At 40.9% G+C, this 23,385-nt stretch carries 25 protein-coding genes and 1 other RNA gene; 11 read left to right on the top strand and 15 right to left on the bottom strand.

Annotated features, from left to right (window positions below; all coding sequences use genetic code 11):
• Positions 1 to 40 precede the first annotated feature (40 nt).
• The 5 genes from thrC to BV214_RS09625 all read left to right on the top strand — a co-directional run bounded on the left by thrC (position 41) and on the right by BV214_RS09625 (position 4,571).
• The gene (gene thrC / locus BV214_RS09645) at positions 41 to 1,336 is read left to right on the top strand and encodes a threonine synthase (protein ID WP_086477288.1); all 1,296 of its coding nucleotides are present in this window, start codon (positions 41 to 43) and stop codon (positions 1,334 to 1,336) included.
• A 174-nt stretch (positions 1,337 to 1,510) separates the two neighbouring features.
• Entirely contained in the window at positions 1,511 to 2,596 is a 1,086-nt protein-coding gene (gene gcvT, locus BV214_RS09640; RefSeq protein ID WP_086477287.1) for a glycine cleavage system aminomethyltransferase GcvT, read from the top strand.
• A 42-nt stretch (positions 2,597 to 2,638) separates the two neighbouring features.
• Positions 2,639 to 3,457: a sugar nucleotide-binding protein gene (locus BV214_RS09635; protein WP_086477286.1), complete on the top strand. Its 819-nt coding sequence runs from the start codon at positions 2,639 to 2,641 to the stop codon at positions 3,455 to 3,457.
• Between the two features lie 48 nt (positions 3,458 to 3,505).
• Positions 3,506 to 3,793: a 4a-hydroxytetrahydrobiopterin dehydratase gene (locus tag BV214_RS09630; protein WP_086477285.1), complete on the top strand. Its 288-nt coding sequence runs from the start codon at positions 3,506 to 3,508 to the stop codon at positions 3,791 to 3,793.
• Between the two features lie 67 nt (positions 3,794 to 3,860).
• Complete coding sequence (locus tag BV214_RS09625) at positions 3,861 to 4,571, top strand: YebC/PmpR family DNA-binding transcriptional regulator (RefSeq protein WP_086477284.1); 711 nt, start codon at positions 3,861 to 3,863, stop codon at positions 4,569 to 4,571.
• A gap of 15 nt (positions 4,572 to 4,586) precedes the next feature.
• On the opposite strand, the gene BV214_RS09620 is transcribed toward BV214_RS09625, so the two are convergent.
• The 6 genes from BV214_RS09620 to BV214_RS09595 are packed head-to-tail and all read right to left on the bottom strand — an operon-like array spanning position 4,587 to position 9,768.
• Positions 4,587 to 5,126 carry a 1-acyl-sn-glycerol-3-phosphate acyltransferase gene (locus BV214_RS09620; RefSeq protein WP_086477283.1) on the bottom strand — a complete coding sequence of 180 codons (540 nt, stop codon included), beginning with the start codon at positions 5,124 to 5,126 and terminating at the stop codon, positions 4,587 to 4,589.
• 45 nt (positions 5,127 to 5,171) lie between these two features.
• Positions 5,172 to 6,293 carry an iron-containing alcohol dehydrogenase family protein gene (locus BV214_RS09615; RefSeq protein ID WP_086477282.1) on the bottom strand — a complete coding sequence of 374 codons (1,122 nt, stop codon included), beginning with the start codon at positions 6,291 to 6,293 and terminating at the stop codon, positions 5,172 to 5,174.
• Positions 6,277 to 6,999 (bottom strand): HAD family hydrolase, encoded by a 723-nt coding sequence (locus BV214_RS09610; RefSeq protein WP_086477281.1) that lies wholly within the window; start codon positions 6,997 to 6,999, stop codon positions 6,277 to 6,279. The genes BV214_RS09615 and BV214_RS09610 overlap by 17 nt, the downstream gene beginning before the upstream one ends.
• The gene (kdsB, locus tag BV214_RS09605; protein WP_176328492.1) at positions 6,990 to 7,703 is read right to left on the bottom strand and encodes a 3-deoxy-manno-octulosonate cytidylyltransferase; all 714 of its coding nucleotides are present in this window, start codon (positions 7,701 to 7,703) and stop codon (positions 6,990 to 6,992) included. The genes BV214_RS09610 and kdsB overlap by 10 nt, the downstream gene beginning before the upstream one ends.
• A 32-nt stretch (positions 7,704 to 7,735) precedes the next feature.
• Positions 7,736 to 8,302 carry a DUF4126 domain-containing protein gene (locus tag BV214_RS09600; protein ID WP_086477279.1) on the bottom strand — a complete coding sequence of 189 codons (567 nt, stop codon included), beginning with the start codon at positions 8,300 to 8,302 and terminating at the stop codon, positions 7,736 to 7,738.
• Positions 8,303 to 8,331: 29 nt separating this feature from the next.
• Positions 8,332 to 9,768 carry an ATP-dependent DNA helicase gene (locus tag BV214_RS09595; RefSeq protein ID WP_086477278.1) on the bottom strand — a complete coding sequence of 479 codons (1,437 nt, stop codon included), beginning with the start codon at positions 9,766 to 9,768 and terminating at the stop codon, positions 8,332 to 8,334.
• A gap of 101 nt (positions 9,769 to 9,869) precedes the next feature.
• On the opposite strand from BV214_RS09595, the gene BV214_RS09590 reads away from it, so the two are divergent.
• From BV214_RS09590 to BV214_RS09580, 3 genes are read left to right on the top strand one after another with little or no spacing between them, the layout of a single operon-like run.
• Positions 9,870 to 10,520 (top strand): hypothetical protein, encoded by a 651-nt coding sequence (locus BV214_RS09590; protein WP_086477277.1) that lies wholly within the window; start codon positions 9,870 to 9,872, stop codon positions 10,518 to 10,520.
• The gene (locus BV214_RS09585) at positions 10,498 to 11,334 is read left to right on the top strand and encodes a DUF3822 family protein (RefSeq protein ID WP_086477276.1); all 837 of its coding nucleotides are present in this window, start codon (positions 10,498 to 10,500) and stop codon (positions 11,332 to 11,334) included. The genes BV214_RS09590 and BV214_RS09585 overlap by 23 nt, the downstream gene beginning before the upstream one ends.
• A gap of 3 nt (positions 11,335 to 11,337) precedes the next feature.
• A complete protein-coding gene (locus BV214_RS09580; protein WP_086477275.1) occupies positions 11,338 to 11,889 on the top strand; it encodes an RsmD family RNA methyltransferase in 552 nt (183 codons plus the stop codon).
• 61 nt (positions 11,890 to 11,950) lie between these two features.
• On the opposite strand, the gene rnpB is transcribed toward BV214_RS09580, so the two are convergent.
• Positions 11,951 to 12,271, bottom strand: an RNA gene (rnpB, locus tag BV214_RS09575) — RNase P RNA component class A.
• Positions 12,272 to 12,405: 134 nt separating this feature from the next.
• Between rnpB and BV214_RS09570 the strand changes: the two genes are divergently transcribed.
• Positions 12,406 to 14,223 carry a DNA polymerase III subunit gamma/tau gene (locus tag BV214_RS09570; protein ID WP_086477274.1) on the top strand — a complete coding sequence of 606 codons (1,818 nt, stop codon included), beginning with the start codon at positions 12,406 to 12,408 and terminating at the stop codon, positions 14,221 to 14,223.
• Between the two features lie 2 nt (positions 14,224 to 14,225).
• On the opposite strand, the gene BV214_RS09565 is transcribed toward BV214_RS09570, so the two are convergent.
• The 7 genes from BV214_RS09565 to BV214_RS16775 all read right to left on the bottom strand — a co-directional run bounded on the left by BV214_RS09565 (position 14,226) and on the right by BV214_RS16775 (position 20,669).
• Positions 14,226 to 14,573 carry a transmembrane 220 family protein gene (locus BV214_RS09565; RefSeq protein WP_086477273.1) on the bottom strand — a complete coding sequence of 116 codons (348 nt, stop codon included), beginning with the start codon at positions 14,571 to 14,573 and terminating at the stop codon, positions 14,226 to 14,228.
• Positions 14,574 to 14,709: 136 nt separating this feature from the next.
• The gene (locus tag BV214_RS09560; protein WP_086477272.1) at positions 14,710 to 16,086 is read right to left on the bottom strand and encodes an alkaline phosphatase family protein; all 1,377 of its coding nucleotides are present in this window, start codon (positions 16,084 to 16,086) and stop codon (positions 14,710 to 14,712) included.
• Positions 16,087 to 16,088: 2 nt separating this feature from the next.
• On the bottom strand, positions 16,089 to 17,282 hold the full coding sequence (eboE, locus tag BV214_RS09555; RefSeq protein WP_086477271.1) for a metabolite traffic protein EboE: 1,194 nt from the start codon (positions 17,280 to 17,282) through the stop codon (positions 16,089 to 16,091).
• Positions 17,282 to 18,457, bottom strand: coding sequence for a 3-dehydroquinate synthase (locus tag BV214_RS09550; protein WP_086477270.1), 1,176 nt, complete (start codon positions 18,455 to 18,457; stop codon positions 17,282 to 17,284). The genes eboE and BV214_RS09550 overlap by 1 nt, the downstream gene beginning before the upstream one ends.
• 11 nt (positions 18,458 to 18,468) lie before the next feature.
• Positions 18,469 to 19,362, bottom strand: a complete 894-nt coding sequence (gene eboC, locus BV214_RS09545) for a UbiA-like protein EboC (protein ID WP_086477269.1) — start codon at positions 19,360 to 19,362, stop codon at positions 18,469 to 18,471.
• Positions 19,362 to 20,270, bottom strand: a complete 909-nt coding sequence (locus BV214_RS09540) for a TatD family hydrolase (protein ID WP_086477268.1) — start codon at positions 20,268 to 20,270, stop codon at positions 19,362 to 19,364. Before BV214_RS09540 ends, eboC begins: the two co-directional genes overlap by 1 nt.
• 243 nt (positions 20,271 to 20,513) lie before the next feature.
• Positions 20,514 to 20,669: a hypothetical protein gene (locus tag BV214_RS16775; RefSeq protein ID WP_176328488.1), complete on the bottom strand. Its 156-nt coding sequence runs from the start codon at positions 20,667 to 20,669 to the stop codon at positions 20,514 to 20,516.
• A 213-nt stretch (positions 20,670 to 20,882) separates the two neighbouring features.
• Here BV214_RS16775 and BV214_RS09535 point away from each other — a divergent pair, with 213 nt between their 5' ends.
• Complete coding sequence (locus BV214_RS09535; protein WP_086477267.1) at positions 20,883 to 21,650, top strand: 3-keto-disaccharide hydrolase; 768 nt, start codon at positions 20,883 to 20,885, stop codon at positions 21,648 to 21,650.
• A gap of 47 nt (positions 21,651 to 21,697) precedes the next feature.
• Here the strand turns inward: BV214_RS09535 and BV214_RS09530 are convergent, their stop codons facing one another.
• Entirely contained in the window at positions 21,698 to 22,555 is an 858-nt protein-coding gene (locus BV214_RS09530) for an EboA domain-containing protein (RefSeq protein ID WP_086477266.1), read from the bottom strand.
• A 175-nt stretch (positions 22,556 to 22,730) separates the two neighbouring features.
• On the opposite strand from BV214_RS09530, the gene miaE reads away from it, so the two are divergent.
• On the top strand, positions 22,731 to 23,312 hold the full coding sequence (gene miaE / locus BV214_RS09525; RefSeq protein ID WP_086477321.1) for a tRNA-(ms[2]io[6]A)-hydroxylase: 582 nt from the start codon (positions 22,731 to 22,733) through the stop codon (positions 23,310 to 23,312).
• The last annotated feature ends 73 nt before the right edge of the window (positions 23,313 to 23,385 follow it).

Below are 23,385 nucleotides of genomic sequence, written 5' to 3'. Positions count from 1 at the left end.
CCTCCTAAAAAAGCAATTGAAGAATTTAACACTGCAATCCATGAATTATTACAGCCTAAATAAAAATGCTCCTTCGGTCTCCTTTAAAGAGGCCGTCATAAAAGGAATTGCTCCAGATAGGGGCTTGTACTTTCCAGATGAAATTACCCCCTTACCTGCTTCTTTTTTTGACAACATCGAAACCTTATCCAATCAGGAGATTGCCTATAGGGCCATCAATCAATTTGTAAGCGATACCATTCCCGAAAAAGCCCTAAGGACCATCTTGAAAGAAGTACTAGACTTCGATTTCCCCTTGGTTCCCATCACTGAAAATACTGCTTCCTTGGAACTTTTCCATGGCCCCACTATGGCTTTTAAAGATGTAGGCGCTAGGTTTATGGCCCGTTGCCTAGGGTATTTTTCTAAGGAAAAGAGGAATAATATTACTGTACTAGTAGCCACTTCCGGGGATACTGGAGGTGCGGTTGCCAACGGATTCTTGGGCGTCCCTGGGGTTAAAGTGGTGATCTTATACCCCAGCGGAAAGGTGAGTGATATTCAGGAAAAGCAATTGACCACCTTAGGACAAAACATTTCCGCATTGGAAGTAGATGGTACCTTTGACGATTGCCAGGAAATGGTTAAATCGGCTTTTTTAGATAAGGAACTAACGCTAAACATGCAACTTACCTCAGCTAACAGTATCAATGTAGCGCGATGGCTCCCTCAGATGTTCTACTTTCTGTTTGCCTATAAACACGCAAAAACTTTGGGTAAAGAGATCGTTTTCTCCGTACCCAGCGGAAATTTCGGGAATATTTGCGCAGGTATTATGGCCCAAAAATTGGGGATGCCCTGCAAGCACTTTGTAGCCGCCACCAATGTGAATGATATTGTCCCCAACTTTATGGCTACCGGTATTTATAATCCAAAAGCCTCCGTTGCCACCATATCCAACGCCATGGATGTAGGAGATCCTAGTAATTTTATTCGGATAAGGCATTTATATAAGGACAATTTTGAGGAACTGTCCAAAAACTTAAGCTCGTACTCATTTACAGATGAGGAGACCAAAGAGGCAATGCGCATGCTATATAGGGACCACAATTATATTGCAGATCCCCATGGCGCGGTTGGCTACCTTGGCCTTAAAAAGTATCAGGAGCACCATCCTAACAGTTATGGAATATTTTTGGAAACCGCCCACCCAGTGAAATTTTTGGATGTGGTAGAAGATACCTTGAAAGAAAAAATTGAGTTACCTGAAAAAATTGCTCAGCTGATGGATAAGAAGAAAGTATCCACAACCATTTCAGCGTACGAAGATTTAAAAACTTTTTTAAGGAACAATTAACTAGCACGGGAAATATCACTAAGAGTAGTATCCGAACACCTAATTTACCCTGAACCAGTTAGGCCTTGCGGGTGGGCAACCCCTTTAACCTTAGACCAAAATTCTATAAACAAAATTCCGCATGCATTTTCCTATCGATTAATTTTCGATACTTTTACCTTTTAAACCAATACCATGAAAAATACAGCATTAACAAAAACCCATGAGGCATTGGGTGCAAAAATGGTTCCTTTTGCCGGATTCAACATGCCCGTTTCCTATGAAGGCGTTAACGCAGAACACCAAACCGTTAGAGACGGGGTGGGTGTTTTTGATGTTTCTCATATGGGAGAATTTCTAATAAGCGGACCAAAAGCCTTGGATCTTATCCAGAAAGTAGCTTCCAATGATGCAAGCAAACTAACTGTAGGAAAGGCGCAATACAGTTGCCTTCCCAATGAAACGGGAGGCATTGTAGACGACCTTATCATCTATAAAATGAAAGAGGACCAATATTTATTGGTTGTAAATGCTAGCAATATAGATAAAGACTGGGAGCATATCAGTAAATACAATAAGGAGATAGGGGCAGACATGCGCAATATTTCCGCGGAATATTCCTTGCTGGCCATTCAGGGTCCCAAGGCAGTGGAAGCCATGCAGAAATTAACATCGGTTGACTTATCTACCTTAAAATTCTACACCTTTGTAGTTTCGGATTTTGCAGGCATCCCCAACGTCATAATTTCGGCCACCGGATACACCGGATCGGGCGGATTTGAAATATATTGCAAAAACGAGGAAGTTCAACAGATTTGGGACGAGGTTTTTGAGGCTGGTGAAGCTTATGGAATAAAGCCTATCGGACTTGCTGCTAGGGATACCTTAAGATTGGAAATGGGGTACTGCCTGTATGGCAACGATATTGATGATACTACCTCTCCACTGGAAACCGGATTGGGGTGGATTACAAAATTCACTAAAGATTTTGTAAATAGCGAAGCGTTGGCCAAAGAAAAGGAAGCCGGCCCTAAAAGAAAGTTGATCGCTTTTGAACTTAACGAAAAAGGTATTCCAAGACAAGGATATGACATTGTAGACCAAGATGGTAATACTCTGGGAAAGGTAACCTCCGGAACCATGTCGCCCTCACTTTCCAAAGGAATAGGTCTCGGATTTGTTCCTACAGAAGTCTCAGGAATTGGCAATAACATTTATATTCAAATTAGAAAAAAGGCGGTTCCGGCAACCATAGTAAAACCCCCTTTCTATAAAGTATAAGCTCATTTTAATTAACTGAGTAAGGGAAAAGGAGATGATTGAATGAATAAAATACTCATTTTAGGAGCCAGTGGTTTTATCGGAAATGCTATTTACCGGGAACTAAACTCCTATTTTGATACCTACGGAACTTATTATTCCGCAAGAAAACGATTTGAGGACAACCATCACTTCTATAGGTATGACCTAGAGGAGGACGACCTTGTTCAAATCCTAGAAAAGGTAAGACCCAACATCATCATCTCCGCCCTAAGGGGCAATTTTCCGGCGCAAATAGTGGCTCATCAACACCTAATAGCCTATATCTTAGAGCACAATTGCAAACTACACTTTATTTCCTCTGCCAATGTTTTTGATGCCTATAGCAAGTACCCTTCCTATGAGTACGACAAAACCTATTCGGAAAGCATTTATGGCCGACTCAAAATAAAGATAGAAAACATGCTGTTGCGGATTCCACAATCCCAAATGACCATTATACGAGTTCCCATGGTTTTTGGCAGCCACTCCCCCAGAATAAGGGAGGTGAAAGACGCCTTGACGCTGAACCAACCCTTAGAAGTATTTCCCAATCTAATTATGAACGTCACTAGTGAGGACAGGCTTACCCAGCAAATTCACTATATCATCAATAGAAATAAATCTGGAATTTACCACCTAGGCTCCGAAGATCTAATTCACCATGACGAATTTATTGAGGAAATCGTAAAACGTATGGGGAAATCTCGGCCCATTTATAAAAGGGTATACACCTCCAATGAAGATCGCTATCTTGCCGTATTGCCCAATATGAATCGACTACCCAAATATTTACGCTTTAGCTATCAAGACATCATAGACCAGCATATCTTTACAGAATAGCACACGCTATCCTAGGCTTATTTTATTAACTTTATAAAAATTAACGACATGAGCACATTATCCAAAGAAGAAATAGAAAAAAGATTGGAACAATTGGAAGGCTGGGAATATGTTGAAGGCGCCATAGAAACCTCTTTCGAATTTAAGAACTTTAAAGAAGCATTTTCGGTAATGACCAGAATTGCTTTCGAGTGTGAGGCACAAAACCACCATCCCGACTGGAGCAACGTTTACAATTCCCTTCATATTCGCCTCAATACCCATGATGCCAACGGTGTAACGGAAAAGGACTTCAAATTGGCAAAAAAAATAGAGGAGATAATAGACAGTGAATAAACTAGAACTGTTGTTACAGCCTTAAAAATTATTAAATTTGTTTCCTTAATCTAAACAAAAACAAATAATGGGAAGAGCTTTTGAGTTTAGAAAAGCACGAAAGATGAAAAGATGGTCGGCAATGTCCAAAGCCTTTACAAGAATAGGCAAGGATATTGTAATTGCAGTAAAAGAGGGGGGTCCAGACCCGGGATCCAACGCGAGGTTACGAGCGGTAATCCAAAATGCAAAGGCCGTAAATATGCCCAAGGACAATGTGGAAAGGGCTATAAAAAGGGCTTCGGACAAAAGTTTGGGCGATTATAAGGAGGTGCTTTTTGAAGGCTACGCCCCTCATGGTATCGCTATTTTAGTAGAGACCGCAACGGACAACAATACCAGGACTGTTGCCAACATAAGAAGCTATTTCAATAAATGCAACGGAAGCCTAGGAACTTCCGGTTCGGTAGAATTTATGTTTGACCATACCTGTAATTTTAGGATTCCCACAGAAGGCATCGATCCTGAGGAACTGGAACTGGAAATGATCGATTTTGGTGCCGAAGAGGTATTTGCTGATGAGGACGGTATTCTAATATACGCCCCCTTTGAAAGTTTCGGAGCCATACAAAAGGAATTGGAGCGCAGAGAAATAGAGATCCTTTCCTCTGGCTTTGACCGTATTCCACAGGTTACCAAAAAACTATCCGAAGAGGAAGCTGCCGATGTGGAAAAACTTCTAGAAAAGATAGAAGAGGATGATGATGTACAGAATGTATATCACACCATGGAAGAGTAACCGATATTAAAACTACTAAAAGCTTTTTTCAGGGATTTTTCCCATCACCCCCTTGAAAAAAGCTTTATAGGTTTTAAAATCCAACTCCTTATCATCTGTTGGATAATGGGGTGTTGAAATCTTTACCTGTTTCTCCCCAAAATCAAATGCAACCAATACAATTGGGACTTCGGCGGCTTTTGCAATATAGTAAAATCCCGTTTTCCATTCACTTACCTTTTTCCGCGTTCCCTCTGGTGAAAGGGCAAGTCTAAACTGTTTTTTCTGTTGAAAGATTTTTACCGTTGCCCTTACGGTATCCATATTTTTACTCCTATCTATAGGCGTACCGCCCATCCAACGAAAATACCAGCCAAAGGGGGGCTTAAACAAGCTCTTCTTTCCAATAAAATTAATCTCCTCGTTAAGCACCCTGCGCACCAGAAGCCCAAGAAAGAAATCGACCCAACTGGTATGTGGCACTACGATTACCACACATTTATCCACTTTAGGAAAGGAACCGATTAGTTTCCACCCCATAATTTTAAAGTATATGAATTTTGCGAGGGTATGCATGCATGCTAAATTAGTACCCTCCAAACGGGAAGGATCAATTAAAACTTATATTTTTTGATAAATAGCTTTTAACTTTTCAGGACTTATGATTGAGCGCCATTCCTTGCCCAATGCATTTTCCCAAAGCGGTTCCAAACTTAGGGCCACCCTAATCATTATATCATAATCACTATCCGTTAAGTCGCTGCATATTCCTTTGGGTAAGTTTATTTGATGTTTTTTCCTCATTGCATGAAAGAGGGCTACCCCTTCTGGATAATACTCTTCCAAATGCTGAAAAACCAAACAATTCCCTATCCCATGTCGCACTCCCAGCAAGTAAGACAGTCCATAACTCATAGCGTGGGCAACACCCACTTGCGAGTAGGCAATACTCATACCCCCATGCCACGAAGCCATCATTAATTTATCCCTAGCGTCCGCATCTTCCAAATCTTCCAAATAGACCTCCTTGCAGAGTTCTAGCGCTTTTTCTCCATAACTCTGGCTAAAGGCATTTAAAAAGGTACCATTTAGGGATTCCACGCAATGGATAAAACAGTCCATTCCCGTATAAAACCACTGGTCTTTAGCAACCCCCTTAGTAAGGTCTGGATCTAACACCACCTGATCAAAAGGAGTGAAATCGGAATTGATGCCCAATTTTTTCTCTGGTCCCAATAAGACCGTAGTCCTAGACACCTCGGCACCAGTACCACTGATGGTGGGTATCCCCACGTGATAGATAGCCGGTTGTTTCACCAAGTCCCAACCTTGATAATCCTGGGACCTTCCTTCGTTATTCAGCATAATGGCCACCGCTTTGGCCAAATCTAATAAGGTGCCTCCCCCTATGCCAACTATTCCGGAGGGAAGTTGACTAAATTGACTACGTATCCCATCTGTCAAAAAATCTACCTGTGCAGTTTTTGGCTCCTCATCTGCCGATATAAAAATAATCTGGTCATTGGGAAACCTAGGAATCCGAGAAATTAGTGATCCCCCTTCAAATACATCATCGATCAAATAGATCATAGGGGCTTCGGAATTTTTCCTTTTTGGAAGTAAAATCTCCCCTAACTGATCAAAACTACCCTTGCCAAATATCACCCTAGGCACCATGGGGAAATTCCTAAATTTGGCATTTACCTTAGTACTTGTATCTACCTCCTTATTCCTTATTTCCATTACTATAGTTTAGATATTTTAAAAGCTCGGAAAGGGAGTTAAGGGTAAGATGGCCGTTCTGATGTTCCTCTAGCTCCACTACCTCGTGCTGCCAGGTGGTATGAAATGGGATATGAACCGCTTTTGCCCCAATGTTTTCAATGGGCAAGATGTCTGATTTTAAGGAGTTTCCTACCATCAAAAATTCCGAAACGGGAATTTGAAGATGTTCCAAGAGCTTTTTATAATTGTCTTCTTTTTTATCACTGAGCACTTCCACATGATGAAAGTATTTGGAGAGTCCAGATTTTTCTAATTTCCGCTCCTGGTCCAACAAATCTCCCTTGGTTAAAACTATTAAGCGGTACCTATCCTTTAATTGCTGCAGCACTTCCTCTACCCCCTCCAACAACTCCACTGGGTGAGACAACATTTGCTTCCCTAGGTCTAGGATTTCTGTAATTGTTGCTTGAGAAACCTTATTATTGGAAAGATCTAAAGCAGTCTCTATCATAGATAGCACAAACCCCTTTATCCCGTATCCATAAAGCCCCAAATTCTCCATTTCGGTCCTAAAGAGCTCTTGATCCGTTTTGTTCTTGGTTTCATATTTTTCCAAAAGGTTGGCGAACTTCTCCTCGGTCTCCCTAAAATAGGTCTCATTTACCCATAAGGTATCATCCGCATCAAAACCAATTACCTTAATTTTGCTATAATCTACTTCCATACACTTTTAGCCTTTTCCAGGTCTTCTGGAGTATCTATTTCAATTCCCGAGACATTGGTTTCCACCATTTTTATTTTTTTACCATATTCCAAATATCGGATCGCCTCAATTTTTTCGGTTGCTTCCAGTATTTGCATGGGCAATCGCTGGAAATCCATTAAAGCACGCTTTCTAAAGGCATAAATACCTTTGTGCTTAAAGTAAGGTATATCTAACTCCCTAGCTCTAGGGTACGGAATAGGGGCTCTTGAAAAATATAGGGCAAAATGCTGCTTATCCACTATAACCTTTACAGTGTTGGGATCGTTGATCTCTACCCAATCCGTGATCCGTGTCATCAGGGAAGCTAGGTCTATCTCCTTATCATGATCGTCCTTAAAGACTTCAATAACATCGGCCAAGCTTTTGCGTTCTGTAAAAGGCTCATCCCCTTGTACGTTCACAATAATATCTACATCCATGGCTTCTACAGCCTCGGCGATACGATCACTCCCGCATTCGTGTTCCTTTTTGCTCATAATGGCCTTTCCACCAATATTGCTAATACATTCATAAATTACGGGGCTATCCGTTACTACGTACACTTCCTCGAACAAGCCAGTATTAACCGCTGCCTCATAAGTTCTCTGGATAACTGGTTTTCCCTGTAAGTCCTGCATTAATTTCCCAGGGAATCTGGAAGCAGCATAACGGGCGGGTATCATTGCAATTATTTTCACTAAAAAAATTTTAAATATTAATTAGATTTCGGTTTTAGCCTTTTATATATTTTTAAAAGGAAAAACAATATTAGTACCGTAAGGCCCACGGCTAGTATGGGTACAAAAATGGCCAAAATAGTCATTATTCCTGCAGCCACCGTTTCTACCAACCCGATGATAGGATTTGCTAATCCGCCTGTTGTAGCCGATGAGGCTACCCTTCCGGTAGCGGAAGTACTTTTAATGGCCGTTGCGGTACCACCTCCAGCAATAATGGCCAGGCTCCATGTAAAAACAGGATCTAGATCTGCCATAGTAGATACCATCACTGCCGTGCCGGCAATAGCGGCCAAAGGCACTGCAAAACCGTCTAGCAAATTATCTACCCATGGAATTAAATAAGCGAAAATTTCAACTACAGTGGCTACCCCTAAGGTAACCAAAGCCGGGATGCTCCCTATCCATTCCCAGTGATCATTTAATTCCCAGACATTAAAATAGGCAGCCAAACTTAAAGCAAACAAGGGCATAAAAATTCTAAAACCCACCGATGCGGCAAGCCCAATCCCTAAAAATATGCTTAAAACAGTTTCAAAAGCCATCTGCCATTATTTAATGCGAATTTAACTTATTAAGGATCAACAAAAAAATCGTCCTTAAATCCAATCAGATATAACTTATCCTTAGCCCTAGTGATAGCAGTATACAACCATCTTAGGTATTCCTTATCCATTCCATTAGGCAGGTAAGGCTGTTCTACAAAAACGGTGTTCCACTGCCCTCCCTGGGATTTATGACAGGTGATGGCATATGAAAACTTCACTTGAAGGGCATTAAAAAAAGTATTGTTCTTTACGGCCAAAAACTTTTTGTACTTGGACCTTTCCTCTGCATAGTCTTTCATTACCTCCTGGTAAAGTCGGTTGCCATCCTCATAGGACAAGGAGGGGGTCTCTGCCATTATGGTGTCCAATAAGAGAACTGTTTCGAAAGGTTTCTGATTGGGGTAATCTACCATTTTAACCTTTACTTCTGCGAATTTAAATCCGTATAATTCTTTTATAGAGAAAATCTCCAGCACTTCAATAATGTCACCATTAGCAATAAATCCGGCCTCGGAGGTTGGCTTCAACCAAAAGTAGTTATTTTTAACCACCATCATATAATCCCCAACGGCCAATTCATTTTCTAGATATAAAATCCTATTCCTTATATTTTCATTGTACAGGTTGGCGCGTTTGTTAGATCGTACAATTATGGCAGTTTCCTCTTTCCCATTTTGGGAATAGGACTCATCTATCGCCTCCTGGATGTCGTGCCCATCAATCAATCTAACAATATCCGCATATGGGGAAACAGAGAATTTAAAGTCGTCATAAAACTCGCTCTGTAATTGCTCCCTTAAATTGGTAGCATTGGCAAGTATGCCAGAATCCACCGCCTGGCGCACCACCTCGTCTAACTCTAACTTTATCACTTCCTTATCGTAGTTCAAGGATAATTGCCTTTCATCCAATGCAGGGCTAAGATTTAAATGCACTGGTGGCAACTGGGCAGTATCCCCAATAAGTATCAACTTACAATTATGACCTCCGTATACATAGGTCATTAGATCGTTTAATAAGGAGCCATTTTCCAACAATTTGGAATCTGTGGGCGTATCCGAAATCATGGAAGCTTCATCTACAATAAACAGCGTGTTTGTATGTTTATTGGGCGATAACACAAATTGCACCCCTCCTCCCCTTTGTTTTTTAGGGAAGTATATTTTTCTGTGAATAGTAAATGCTTGGGTTCCGGAATAGTTAGACATCACTTTCGCCGCTCTCCCGGTAGGGGCCATTAAAACCGCCTTCATGGTAGTTTTCCACAAATTGGTCACCATGGTACCAATAATGGTAGTTTTTCCAGTACCTGCAAATCCCTTCAATAAAAATACCTTATTTTTTTCCTTGGATAAAATAAAGCTAGAAAGTTGCTGTAATGCAACTGACTGCTTGGGGGTTACGTCATGCGGAAATTTATCAATTAGAAGATTGTAAAAATTAGTGTCAGTTATAGAATTCATAGGTCTTCAAAGATAATCAGTATTTTTAAGGTCAAATACTTTTGGCATTAAAAAAAAATTGTAGATTTGTGATAACCACTAAATATAATAACACATAAGAAATGAAGACCATTTTACAAATTTTTCTTTGGCTGGTAAGTATTGGATTAGCATTTATGATCTATAAATCTGTCAATGGGCCTATTGAGTTTAAGAAGGTTAAACAAGAGCGTTTTGCCCAGGTGATAGCTAACCTAAAGGACATTAGAAATTCCCAAGAGGCTTATAAGACCGTAAATGGGAGGTATGCCAAAGATTTTAAAGCCTTGGTCAGCTTTGTAGATACTGGCAAATACATCATTACACAGCAAAGAGACTCCTCGTATATGGAGTACGACAGGAATTTTGGTATCGATATGCTAAAGGAGGTTAAAATTATAGACACCCTTGGTTTCGTATCTGTAAAGGATTCTTTGTTTAAAAATGACACGCGCTACAAGACTATGATGAATGTTCCGTATGCAAAAAATAACGAACAGTTTGAAATGAGCGCTGGCATTATAGAAAAAGGGAATTACAAAGCTCCCGTTTTTGAAGTTAAGGTAAGTAAAGATGTTGTGCTTCATGACCAACCCAAGGATTTATTAGCGAAGGAGAACACTCAAGTAAACGTTGATGAAGTTAATGGTAACGTGATCAAAGTTGGTTCCATGACTGAGGTAAGCACCAGTGGAAATTGGCCATCTATCTATGACAAACGAAACAACCAATAGCATTTTAGAAGATTTCAAATCAGAATATCATAAATTGTCCATTCAAGTTAGCTTGAATGGACTTTCTTTTTGTGTATTGGACACACTTACCAATACCATTCTCGCTTCGGAAAGAATCAGTTTCCAAAACGAACTGACCCCCTATGCCTTACAAAAGGAAATAAAAGAGCTCTTTGAGACGCATAAGATTCGTAAAAATCAATTTTCCGAGGTTGTAGTCATTCATAGGAACAACCTATTCTGTTTGGTCCCCAAAGCCCTTTTCAATAAGGATGATCTAGCCAATTACCTAAAGTTCAATGCCAAAATATTGGCCAACGACCATTTGGTATACGACGAGATTGAAAATATGGAGATGGCAAATGTCTATGTTCCCTATGTAAACATTAATAACTACATCTACGATCTTTTCGGCGATTTTGAGTTTATGCATCATGGGACCGTTTTAATAAAGTATTTAATAAACAGCCATGGCAATAACAAGGAGCCCATATGCTATGCACATATAATGGATGGCCATATGGATATTGCCGTTATTCAAAACAAAAAGCTATTACTTTACAACAACTTCAGTTTTACGTCTAAGGAGGATTTTATTTATTACCTTCTATTTACCCTAGAGCAATTGCAGTTAGATACAGAAACTACAATGCTTAAATTGTTCGGAGCGATAGAGGAAGGGGACCCCCTCTACGAATTATGCCACACCTATATAAACCATATATCCATTTTTATTCCCGCTCACCACACCCTTTATCATTATGGGGATGTGGAAGAACAGTCTATAGATTTTACACTATTAAATTCCCATTAATCAATGCGTATCATATCTGGTAAAAATAAGGGACAACGCCTAATGGCACCCAAAAAGCTTCCTGTTCGCCCAACGACGGATATGGCCAAGGAAGCGCTGTTCAATATTCTTAACAACCAATACTATTTTGAAGACTTAAAGGTGTTGGACCTGTTTTCTGGTACTGGCAACATAAGTTATGAATTTGCCTCCAGAGGGACCACTAATATTATTGCTGTAGATGCCCATCAGGGATGTGTACAATACATTGCCGAAACTTCCGAAAAATACGATTTCCCTATTCAGGCCATAAAAAGGGATGTGTATGATTATTTGGAGAACCAGGCAGAGAAAGCGCATTTAATCTTTGCTGACCCTCCGTACGATTTACCCGTGGAGGATTTCGCCCAAATTGCCCATTTAGTATTCGAAAAAGAATTGCTTTTAGAGAATGGCGTATTGATTTTGGAACATCCAAAACACACGGATCTATCCCAAACTCCCAACTTTACCAACCAAAGAAGATATGGAAGTAGTATTTTCAGCTTTTTTGAATGGGTAGGAGACCAAGAATAATCTAAGGTGATGGGTGCGACACCTATACGAAGGATACCACTAAAAATATAGGTAGTACAAAAAAATAAGCAGGTCATAAGCCGGATTCTGTAATCCACAAGCAATTGCGGACTCCCTTATCATTTATCTAGGCAATTGATTGCTCAATTACTCTAACCGCCTACCCTTCAGCTTGAGCGTGCAGCCCTCGAACACTGATTTACATGGCGTTGCACCGTATAGAGTTTACCTGCTTTCACTACAGCATTACCTGTACCTTCTCTCTGTTGCACTTGTCCTCGCCTCACGACGGACGGGCGTTACCCGCTATACTGCACTATGGTGTCCAGACTTTCCTCTGATTCCAATTAGTATTGGTACCAGCGATAAGGTGACCTGCTTTTGGCAAAGATAGTTCAATTGTTGATAAATATTGTGCAAATCCCGCCTAAATAGGGACTTTAATACAATGCTATTTCTATATTTGCAGTATATATACCGACCCCCGAAAATTGGGTCCCTTATAAGTGTAAACTGTTGGAACCTTTTATAGTATCTGCTCGAAAATATAGACCCAAAACATTTAAGGATGTGGTGGGGCAGCAAGCTATTACCAATACCTTGACCAATGCTATTGAAAACAATCATTTAGCACAGGCATTGTTGTTTACAGGTCCAAGGGGAGTAGGGAAAACCACCTGCGCTCGTATTCTCGCAAAACAGATTAACCAACAGGGGGAAGCACCCGAAGATGAGGATTTCGCCTTTAATATTTTTGAGCTCGATGCCGCCTCCAACAACTCGGTAGACGATATACGAGAACTTACCAGTCAAGTTAGGATTCCTCCACAGGTAGGGAAGTATAAAGTATATATTATTGATGAGGTGCACATGTTGTCTCAAGCGGCTTTCAACGCCTTTTTAAAGACCTTGGAAGAGCCACCGGCACATGCCATTTTTATTTTGGCCACCACCGAAAAGCACAAAATTATTCCCACTATTCTATCGCGCTGCCAAATTTTTGATTTTAAGCGAATTACGGTAAAGGATACCGCGGAATATTTAAAATACATAGCCGAGAACCAACAGGTGGAAGCAGAAGACGACGCCCTGCACATCATTGCTCAAAAGGCAGACGGTGCCATGCGTGATGCACTTTCCATTTTTGATAGAGTAGTCAGTTTTTCTGGTAAAAACCTAACCCGTAAGGCCGTAACCGAGAATTTAAATGTCTTGGATTACGACACCTACTTTAAGGCCACCGATTTAATATTAACCAGGGATATCCCCTCCTTATTGGTATTATTCAACGAAACATTGGCACAAGGTTTTGACGGCCATCATTTTATTATCGGATTAGCTTCGCATTTTAGAGACCTCATGGTCTGCAAACACCAAAATACTATCCCTCTTCTGGAGGTTGGTGAGGAAGCTAAAAAGCAATATATGGAGCAATCCCAAAAAGCCTCTGGGACTTTTTTGGTTCAAGCGATAGACCTTGCCAATGATTGCGACATTAAATACAAGAGCAGCAAACACCAGCGACTCTTAGTAGAACTCACCCTAATGAAATTAGCCTCCATCGACTTTGATGGAGAAAAAAAAAACCCTAAGCCATTAGGAACTGGTCGGAGTCGGCCAGATTTTATCATTCCGGCCTCTTACTACAAGATTAAAAAACCGGTCTCCGAAGCTACCGAACCCAAAGCTGAAGGAATTACTGGCCAAGGACAGCAAGCACAGCCACAAGATCTGCCAAAAACTGGCAATACCACTACTGCTCCCCAAGCCGGTTCTACCGCAGCATCCATAGCGTCAACCAATGCAGTGAGCTCCACTCCTACTGGGCAAGCTGCTGCTCCAAGGACCAAAATAGATCTAAAGTCCAAGAAAAAGAGAGTTTCCGGACTAAGCCTTTCTAGTTTAAAGGCTAAAAAAGAACATCAGCTCAATAAGAAAGAACATGTTGTTGATGAAAGCAACCTGCCCAACGCAGATTTCTCCGAAAAGGAAATGCAAAAACATTGGGCAGATTTTGTAGATATTTTAGATAAATCTGGCCGAAAAATCCTGGCATCTAACCTACATGCAGATGTTCCCAAGCTTAAGGATAGGGTCGTAATATGGATTGAACTTCCCAATGACACCATGAAAAAAGAGGTGGAGCGGGAGAAGTACGATTTAATGGAGTATTTAAAAGAAAAGCTTAACAACCATTTTATCACCCTCGAGATTACGGTAAATGAAACCACCGAAACAAAATTTGCCTTTACTCCTGAGGAGAAGTACCTTAAATTAAGGGAAAAGAATCCTGCGATCGACTTACTAAGAAGGGAGTTTGATCTAGATTTTTAAAGCTATCGCATTTTTTTAATTCGCCATGCGTAAAATAGCATTACCAATGCCAATATCAATAAAGCCAATCCCTCTCTAGCGCGTTCTATATTATCTATATTACCGTCTCCAATAGCGACTCCTTCAAACGTATCGGGCCAAAAGACACTAGCTCCCATCAAATAAAGAAAACTGAATAGCACCGACACGGATAATCGTAACTTATTAAAAATAAAGAATACCGACGCCAGTGTTGCACTGCCATAGATAACATACCACATCCAAGGATCCGGATCGTTGTACTGCAAGGCCATTGCCCATACAAACAATACAATTAAGACTATAGCTACTATCCTATCGAAAATTTTCACATGTAGATTTTTATTGATTTTTATAAATCAAACTATTGCTGCACCAAGCACAGGAATATTAACTTGCCCAACGGCAGAAGGGTTCGCATAACTACAATCACACTTACGACTAGTTTTCGGTCGCGCTTATTTCATATTAGTTCCCCAAGATATGATTTTCTATAATTCCAAAGACCTCGGTTGCCAATAATGAATCTGGGACATCAATCCCACCTCGGTTGCTTATTAGGATGGGAAGATCCTTACTATCCTCTGGTATTCTACCATGGGAACCCTTTATCAGGCTAGCATCCAATGGAATAATATCTAATACCGTCCTAAATCCAAGTTTCTTCTTCAGTAATTTCCATGCCACCTTAGGCATCACCAGCTTATCCTTAGGATCGGTCAACATTTCCACGGGATCATAACCCGGTTTTTTATGGATGTCCACCATTCTCGCATAATCTGGCGCTTTTTTATCATCTAACCAAAAATAATAGGTGAACCAAGAATCCTTATCGGCAACAACCACCAAGTCTCCGCTTCGTTCGTGATCTAATTGCGCCTCTTTTAATTGATCCCCGGATAACACTTTTTCTACCCCCTTCACTTTTTGTAGCAGGGTTTTGATCTTCTCGATATTCTTCTTATCCTTTACATATATATGGGCCAGTTGATGGTCTGCCACTGCAAAAGCATCACTTGCCCCTGCATCTAGCAATTCTAAGCCACGTTCTACCCGGATATTTATATAGCCTTCTCTTCTCAAAATTCTATTCAAGTGAACGGGATTGTTGACATTGGTAATCCCATATTCGGAAAGAAGTAAAACATGGGCAGATTTACTCTCATAATAAGTTACCAATTGTTGAACAACCGCGTCTATTTCACGAAGGTCCTTGCCTATTTTTGAAAAATCGATACCATGTCGCTGCATATTATAATCCAAATGTGGCAAATACACCAAACTAAGGGTTGGGTTATGCATCTCATCGGTTCTAATGGCAGCATCGGCTATCCATTGACTGGATTTTATAGAGGTTTTTGGGCCCCAGTAATGGAACAGCGGAAAATCTCCCAATTCTGCCCTGAGCTTGTCGCGCAGTTCTGCTGGATGCGAGTAAAAGTCGGGAATTTTTCTCCCATCTGCCAAATAATTTGGTCTTGGGGTTGCACTAAAATCGGCATTAGAATACATATTATACCACCAGAAAAGGTTGGCACAGGTAAAATTGGGATCTTCCTTTTTCATCTTGTCCCATATCTTATCTGCTTGGATTAAGGTATTAGATTGTCTCCAAAACTTAATTTCGTGCTCTTCCTTAAAATACCAACCATTGGCCACGATTCCATGGTCTGCTGGTGTTTTCCCCGTTAAATACGTAGCCTGTGCAGAACAGGTAACTGCAGGTAACTGCGGAGTAATGGTTCCCCAGCTCCCTTTTTCCAAAAATGATTTTATAAAGGGAGTGTGCTCGCCAATAATCCCCCTGGTCAATCCAACCACATTTATTACAACCGTCTTCTTCATGATTACAACTTATTCTTTAACCAATTAATTTCTCGAACTATGGATGCTGTTAGTTCCAATTTCAACTCTTTTGGCAATACATCCCATGTATAGGTCTCTATTTCCAAATGATTAGAAAATGCGTCCTCTTTAAGGAGTTCCAACACTTTTAAAATCTGATCTTGGGTAGAAAATAAGGATTCGTATTGCTCTATAAAAATTGGCACATGAAAGTGTGCCCTCAATTCATTATAATCTTCTTTATTAGCCAATAATTCCGGTAAGTCCCTAAAGGTAATTACTTGGTCTCCTTTTTTTTGGGTAACCTGATGTAGGTAAGTGGGTTCATTAAACCGATCCAAGGACTGCCATATAGCTTCCCTATCCCCTTCATTAAACAGAATTTTCAAAGCAGAACTCACTTGTATCTTACCTACTTTAATTCCGGCTTCTCTAAATTTTCCAATAGTATCTTTTGGTTCCTCATAGGCAAGGGAAAAATGGCATACATCATAACAGATCGTAAGGTACCTAAGCAATAACTCCTTTGCTTTGGCCTTAGAACACCCTAGTTTTTCCATCAAAATACTAGCTCCAATAGGAAGGAGATAGGCATCATAAAACTGTAAAACCTCCTTACTATTCTCCAACATTCCATCCGGTTCCGGTTCAATATCCAGATGCAGGTACTTTCCTGTACGCGCTTCAATACCTACCAACTGCAAGGCCACCTCAGCCAGATTAGTTGCCCCCTGTTTAAAAGCTTTATCTGTAGCCTCACTACCGCTATGCCAAAACTTATAACTGATAGGTGAGGTAGATATTCCCCCTTCAAGGCCTTGGGGCAATAGGAAAGCGAGTTGATCAAAAAGTCTTTGGGTATATGTTAAGCGCTCATCCGTGGTCCAATCTGGGGCATGCACCCTATCCTTTACCCTTTCGTTGTGAAAATTCCCATAAGGAAATCCGTTCATGGTAAAGACGTACAAATTGTTCCGATCTAACCAATCTTTAAATTCCTGTAGTCTATTTCCCTGTTGAAGTTCCAAACTTGCTACATTGGAAAGTCGCAATCCCACGCCAAAAGGCTGCTCTGGTGAAACCTGCTGTTTTATCTTTGGAAGGGCTGCCTCCAAATTCTCCCAGGTCTGCTTCCAATCTTCGCCAGGGTGTATATTAGTACAATAACTAAGGTGAAATTTATCTTTAATCAGCACTATTGCATTGATATTTTTGGTTGAAACTTGTTATTTTGCCACATGATGGCATTTTTCATGACATCCCTATCTATAACGTGGACATCGTGTTTAACGCCAATTTTATTGATGAGGGTAATGGTAAGTTCTCCCCCCAAATGCTCCCTAAATTCCTCAATACCGTTTAATAGCTCCTCTATTTCATTCTGCTCCGACAAGGGGATATGTAGATCGAACCCGATAGTCTCCATTACAGCCAAAATACGCTCCAAGGTTTCCATCGTTATCAATCCACTTAGGTGGGCGTAGGTAAGATCTAAAGCCATCCCTATGGCAACGGCCTCCCCGTGTCTCAATTGGTAATTGGTCATGAACTCCAATTTATGGGCTGCCCAATGCCCAAAATCCAACGGCCTGGAAGAACCGCTTTCAAAGGGATCTCCCCCTTGCGCAATATGTTCCATATGCATTTCTGCGCATCGATAGATCAGGTATTGCATGGCCTCCATATCCCGAACTCTTAGCTTACCGCTATTTTCTTCCAGAAAACTAAAAAACACCTCATCCTTAATAAGGGCTACTTTTATAGCTTCCGAAATTCCAGAGATCCAATCGCGCTGTTCCAAGGTGGTTAAGAAATGAGGATCATTAATGATTGCATAAGGCGGGGCAAAAGTGCCCAAGAAATTCTTTTTCCCGAAAATATTAATACTATTCTTTACGCCCACAGCAGAATCGTTCTGCGATAATACGGTAGTGGGAATACGGATTAATTTAACCCCTCTATGTGCAATTGCCGCAGCGTATCCCACCATGTCTATGATGGCTCCGCCTCCTATGGCTACAACAAAGGAGTGCCTACAGATTCGATTATCATTAATGCCCTGCAATATCCGCTCTACATTTCCGTAGTCGTTTTTACATTGCTCCCCTCCGGGGATTACTATTTGTTCGGTTCCATGGATTTCTGCTTGGTATTTTTGGCAATAGGCGGTAATTTCATCGGATAGTTTGGGATGACATTCCAACACCCCACTATCGATTACAAAAAGCACCTTTACCTTCCCTTTGGGATTATAATCTTTTATCAAATCCTTGAACATAGCATTATCTTGCCCAAAAATATGTTCTGTAAAGTGGAGCTTATATTCGTAAGGCACCTTAAAGGATTGTGATATTGTCTTGTAATGTTGCATTCTTTAAACTATTAAGTTACTGCGAACAGTTTGGATAAATAGATGGATAAGGGCCATAGCAAGAGCGTAACCACACCTACCCACCAATAAGAGAAGCCCACCGCCAAGGCTGCATCTAAAACGATGATGGAAATTACCCCGGTCTTTACGGCCATTTTTATATTTTGGGGTGAGTTCTCCCGGTATGCTCTTAGCAAGGGCCTAAATATCAATATAGCAAAAAGCAGTACAAATGGCAAGGACACCCATATGTTCTGACCAGCGTATAAAAGGATTCCTGCTATGGCTGTAATCACCACCACATACAACAGCCCTGCCAATACGATATGTCTTTTATTATCACCATGCACCTCGCCCCTACTGATTAAGGTAATTGCTGCAATATAAATAATAGGAATTAGGGCGTATTGCCAATGGATAAGTTGGCCTAGGATAGACATCCCCAACCATAAATTAAGCCCCCTGCAAAGCCCCATATTCAAAGGACCAAAAAAAGGATGGTGCTTCCCTAGGGCGTCGTACAAAAGAATGGAAAGCGCTAGGCCAAGCGCTACTAACCCACTGCTGAGTCCTACCCAGAACGCAGCGCCTATTCCCAACACCATAAGAACACCTCCAAAAACAGCAGCAGAGGTTAACGGAATTACGCCAGAAGGAATGGGTCTCTCCGGACGCTCTACCTGGTCTAATTTATAATCAAACACATCATTGAGCACCACTCCAGCCGCATAAAGCAAGACTGAGGCAGCAATTAAAAGCACCACAGCCATCCATGCTAGCGATGCATGCTGGGTGCTGGCCAAGAAAAATCCGGATATAGCGATACCTGCCAATATATCGGCAGCTGCTGTAGGCAAATTGGCCGGCCTAGTCAGCTGTAAATATCCCTTTAAAACAGGATTCATTATACTATTTTATCGGTATCTACTCTGGGCTGCTGCCCTCTTAAGACGCTATTATCATTATAAAGTTGGGTCTGGTTAACACCCTCAGGGTTTAACCAATCGGACTCCTTCATTTTTCCGTTCATTCCAAAGATATCCAAGGCGTTCTGATAACAAGTCTTCACCACATCGGCTTTTGGAATACCTCTTTTAAGCATTAGGGAGGCTGTTTTTGGAACTGCCAAGGGATCACTTACCCCCCAGTCTGCAGAACTATCCACGATAATTCCGTCACTTCCAAATTTTCTCACCACCTCCACCATTCGTTCGTTCCCCATTTTCGTTTTGGGATAAATGGTAAATGCTGCTAAAAAGCCTCGATCCAAGACCTCTTTTACTGTTTCCTCGTTATTGTGATCTATAACCACCATAGCAGGATCTAAGCCGTGTTCCAAACAAACTTCCATACTTCTAAGCGTTCCCGCTTTTTTATCTCGGTGAGGGGTATGTACCTGTACGGGAAGATTTAGCTCTTTGGCTAGTTCTAGTTGTAAACGAAAATACTTATCCTCGGCGGGCGTTTGGTCGTCATAACCAATCTCCCCAATGGCCACTACATTTTCTTTATGCAAATAGAGGGGCAATAATTCCATCACCTGCTCTGCCAGGGCCTCATTGTTGGCCTCTTTAGAGTTTAAGCCAATGGTGCAATAATGCTTAATACCAAATTGACTGGCTCTAAACGGCTCCCAACCTACCAAGCTGCTAAAATAATCCTGAAAAGATCCCACCTGAGTACGTGGCTGCCCCAACCAAAAGGAGGGCTCTATAACAGCAACTACTCCCGCTTCCGCCATAGCTTCATAATCGTCCGTAGTTCTAGCGGACATATGCACATGCGGATCTATAATCATCATTTTCTCTTCCATAACAATCTTTTACTACTTTAATAAATTAACAATAAAACACATCTCCTCACTGCCCTACCACGATCCTATCAAAATTTGGGATGTAAATCCTCAGGATTTCGGTTCTTATACAACGTATAAAACTACTGAAATATTAGCACCTCCCCGATACTTTTCCGCAGATTTAAACTGGATTTAACAAAAAGTAGGGGAAGAACGACATATTTATAGCAATGCAAAGCAACTTACAACTTTTAAACACCCTTAATAGTACAAGGAAATCCAATCCAAGTTGGTGATCACTTCCTCCTTTTCATTTTCATTTTTGAAAACTAAACGAATACTTTTCCCATTGCCCATAGTAGCTACTGGAATATCCATTTCTAGCTTAATACCACCTATCTTACTAAAATGATCCACTCTTTCTTTTGAAATCGGCCCTATATTTTACCCTTACCAACCATCAATGAAAATAATTCTGAAAGTAAGCATTTGTATTTAACAATATTGTAATAGACTAAACGTTTTTTGAGATGAGAAGCGTTTATGAGAAACGGATAAGTTTATTTTCCTACAAAACATATATATTACACTGTTTTAATTTTAAAAAGTTAACCTAATATCTCTACCATAATGAAAGCAAACCTCCTCCTCACCCTATTGCTATGTGGATCTGCTGCTCTTGCTCAAGAGCGTTTCACCCTCACTAATTTAGACGATTTTATGGACCAGGCAGGGAATTGGGAAATTGTGGGCAATGTGGTGGCAGATCCCAATATAGCCGTACACACCCATCAGGACGAAGCTTCAACCAAGTTGAGCAATAAAAAGAAACAAAAACATCCCAATCCTATAACGGTTACCCCTGGTACTGGCGTTTTGTACAACAACTATAGTTTCACAAAAAAAGACCACCTTTTAACCCAATGGGAACACGGAGATATTATTTTGGAATTGGAGGTGCTTATACCCAAAGCATCCAATTCTGGCCTTTATTTACAAGGCAGGTATGAATTGCAAATAAAGGACAGCTATGGTGTTAGCCAACCTACCTCCAGTGATTTTGGAGGTATCCACAGAAACTGGGAAACCACCCCTTCCAAAGTTTTTATGGGCATTGCACCTACCTCCGCACCATACAAGGCACCTGGAGAATGGCAAACTCTAAAGATTCATTTCCAAGCGCCTAGATTTAATGAACAAGGTGAGAAAACTGCCAACGCCAAATTCATTGAGGTAAAATTAAACGGGGTGGTGATTCATAACAATGTAGAAGTTCCCTTACCCACTGGAGGCCCTATATCTAAAAAAGAAAGTGCCACCGGTCCTTTAATGATTCAAGGAGACCATGGCCCTATGGCCTTTAGAAATATATCCTTCCAATTTTTGGAGATGCCCTAAGAGCGAATAATCCTTACAACAAGCTGCTAATTACACCCCAATGAAATCTATTCTTCCAAATTGTCCCAGTCCAATTCCCCGGAATTGATTTGGGCCACAAATTCTGGATATTTTTGAAGCAATTCCTTGGCTTGTTCCCAGTTAGAGCTTGCACAGCATAGCGAGGCCACTTTTCTTTCTAATACATTATCGCTCTGCATTAATCGCTCCATATCGGGCAGCAGTCCCTCCTCCAAAAAAGGAGCTACTGGTCGCCAAAAATAGGGGTCTACCGCTCTAGATGCTGCCCATCGTTCGTGGGCATAATCAGAGATAATCCTAGCAAGATCTTTATTAGCTCTTTTATCTACCGATAGCATCCCCCTAAGGTCTTGTTGCATAAATGCAGCCTTTAGATACATTTGATTCCACTGCTGGTCATTAAAATAGAGGGCAGGATATGGATTGTGCATAGCGATGGCATTAAACACCGTTGCAATATTGGTTCTTAGCGCTTCCACTGCCTGATGCTGGTATTCCTCTGGATTTGGCAGCAACACCAAAAACTTTAAAAATGTCTCCAGCTCACCAGTATCAGCCACCTGGATGATATTTGCCACTTTAGGGGTGAAGAATTCTGCGTTTTCCTCCAACACTCGCACTAAAAGATAGATTCTTGCTATTTGATGAATATGGGCATGTTGCAATTCTAAATACGCCTTCAAATCTTCATCAGATATTTGCAAAGATAAAGAACTAGCTTTCGTAATTTTTGAGGGAACCAAACTATAGGTCAAATACAAATCTCTGGTAGACCTCTCTTTAATTATTTGATCTAGCTTAGACAACAACCATGTTCTTTCCTCCTGTTGCACATTTATTTCCAACAGCGTTAACAACTGCTCACTCACCTCTTTAAATGCCATAATATGCTTTATAATAATTTAATGTAAGGGAACCCTCCGTAAACGCCTGATTATAGCATCTTTATATCTAGTTATCAGGATTCTGGCCCCTCCAAGGATTAAAGATAAAATTATCTCCGGATATAGTATGGGACATTGCCCTATTCTTTCTATTTTTGAATTAGAATTTAAAGATATGTTAGGTTTAAAATTACCCACAGACCCACGATGGGTGAATATTGTAGAAAAGAATATTGATGAAATATTAACGGATCATGCCTATTGCGAACAGAAAGCAGCAAGCACGGCTATTTCCCTAATCGTAAGCTTCCCGGAATATACCGAGCTCGTAGAAGAGATGGTTGCCCTAGCCAGGGAAGAAATGGGGCATTTTAAAATGGTGCACGACCGGATTTTACAACGCGGCAAGACATTGGGCAGGGACAGGAAGGACGAGTATGTGATTGCCTTGATGAAATTCTTCCCCAAAGGAGGCAGTAGAACCACCCAATTAGTACACCGCTTATTATACGCCGCCCTAATTGAAGCCAGAAGCTGCGAACGATTCCGACTCCTTTCGGAAGAATTAGAAGATAAGGAGTTAGCAGAATTCTATCACAAACTTATGGTTAGTGAAGCGGGGCATTACACCATGTTCCTAAAATTTGCCAGGCAATATGGCGACCGTAAAGAGGTAGATAAAAAGTGGGAGGCACTGCTTACCTATGAGGCTGAAATAATGAAGGATTTGAGTAAAAAAGAAACCGTTCACGGTTAATCACCCTTCCAACAGCAAGACATAAAACAAAGGCCCTCTATCTGCAGAGGGCCTTTACTAATTTATTTTACCA

Origin of the sequence: Arenibacter amylolyticus (assembly GCF_002150785.1) — a bacterium.
Classification (GTDB): domain Bacteria; phylum Bacteroidota; class Bacteroidia; order Flavobacteriales; family Flavobacteriaceae; genus Arenibacter; species Arenibacter amylolyticus.
This window is presented reverse-complemented; position numbering and strand designations above follow the sequence as displayed.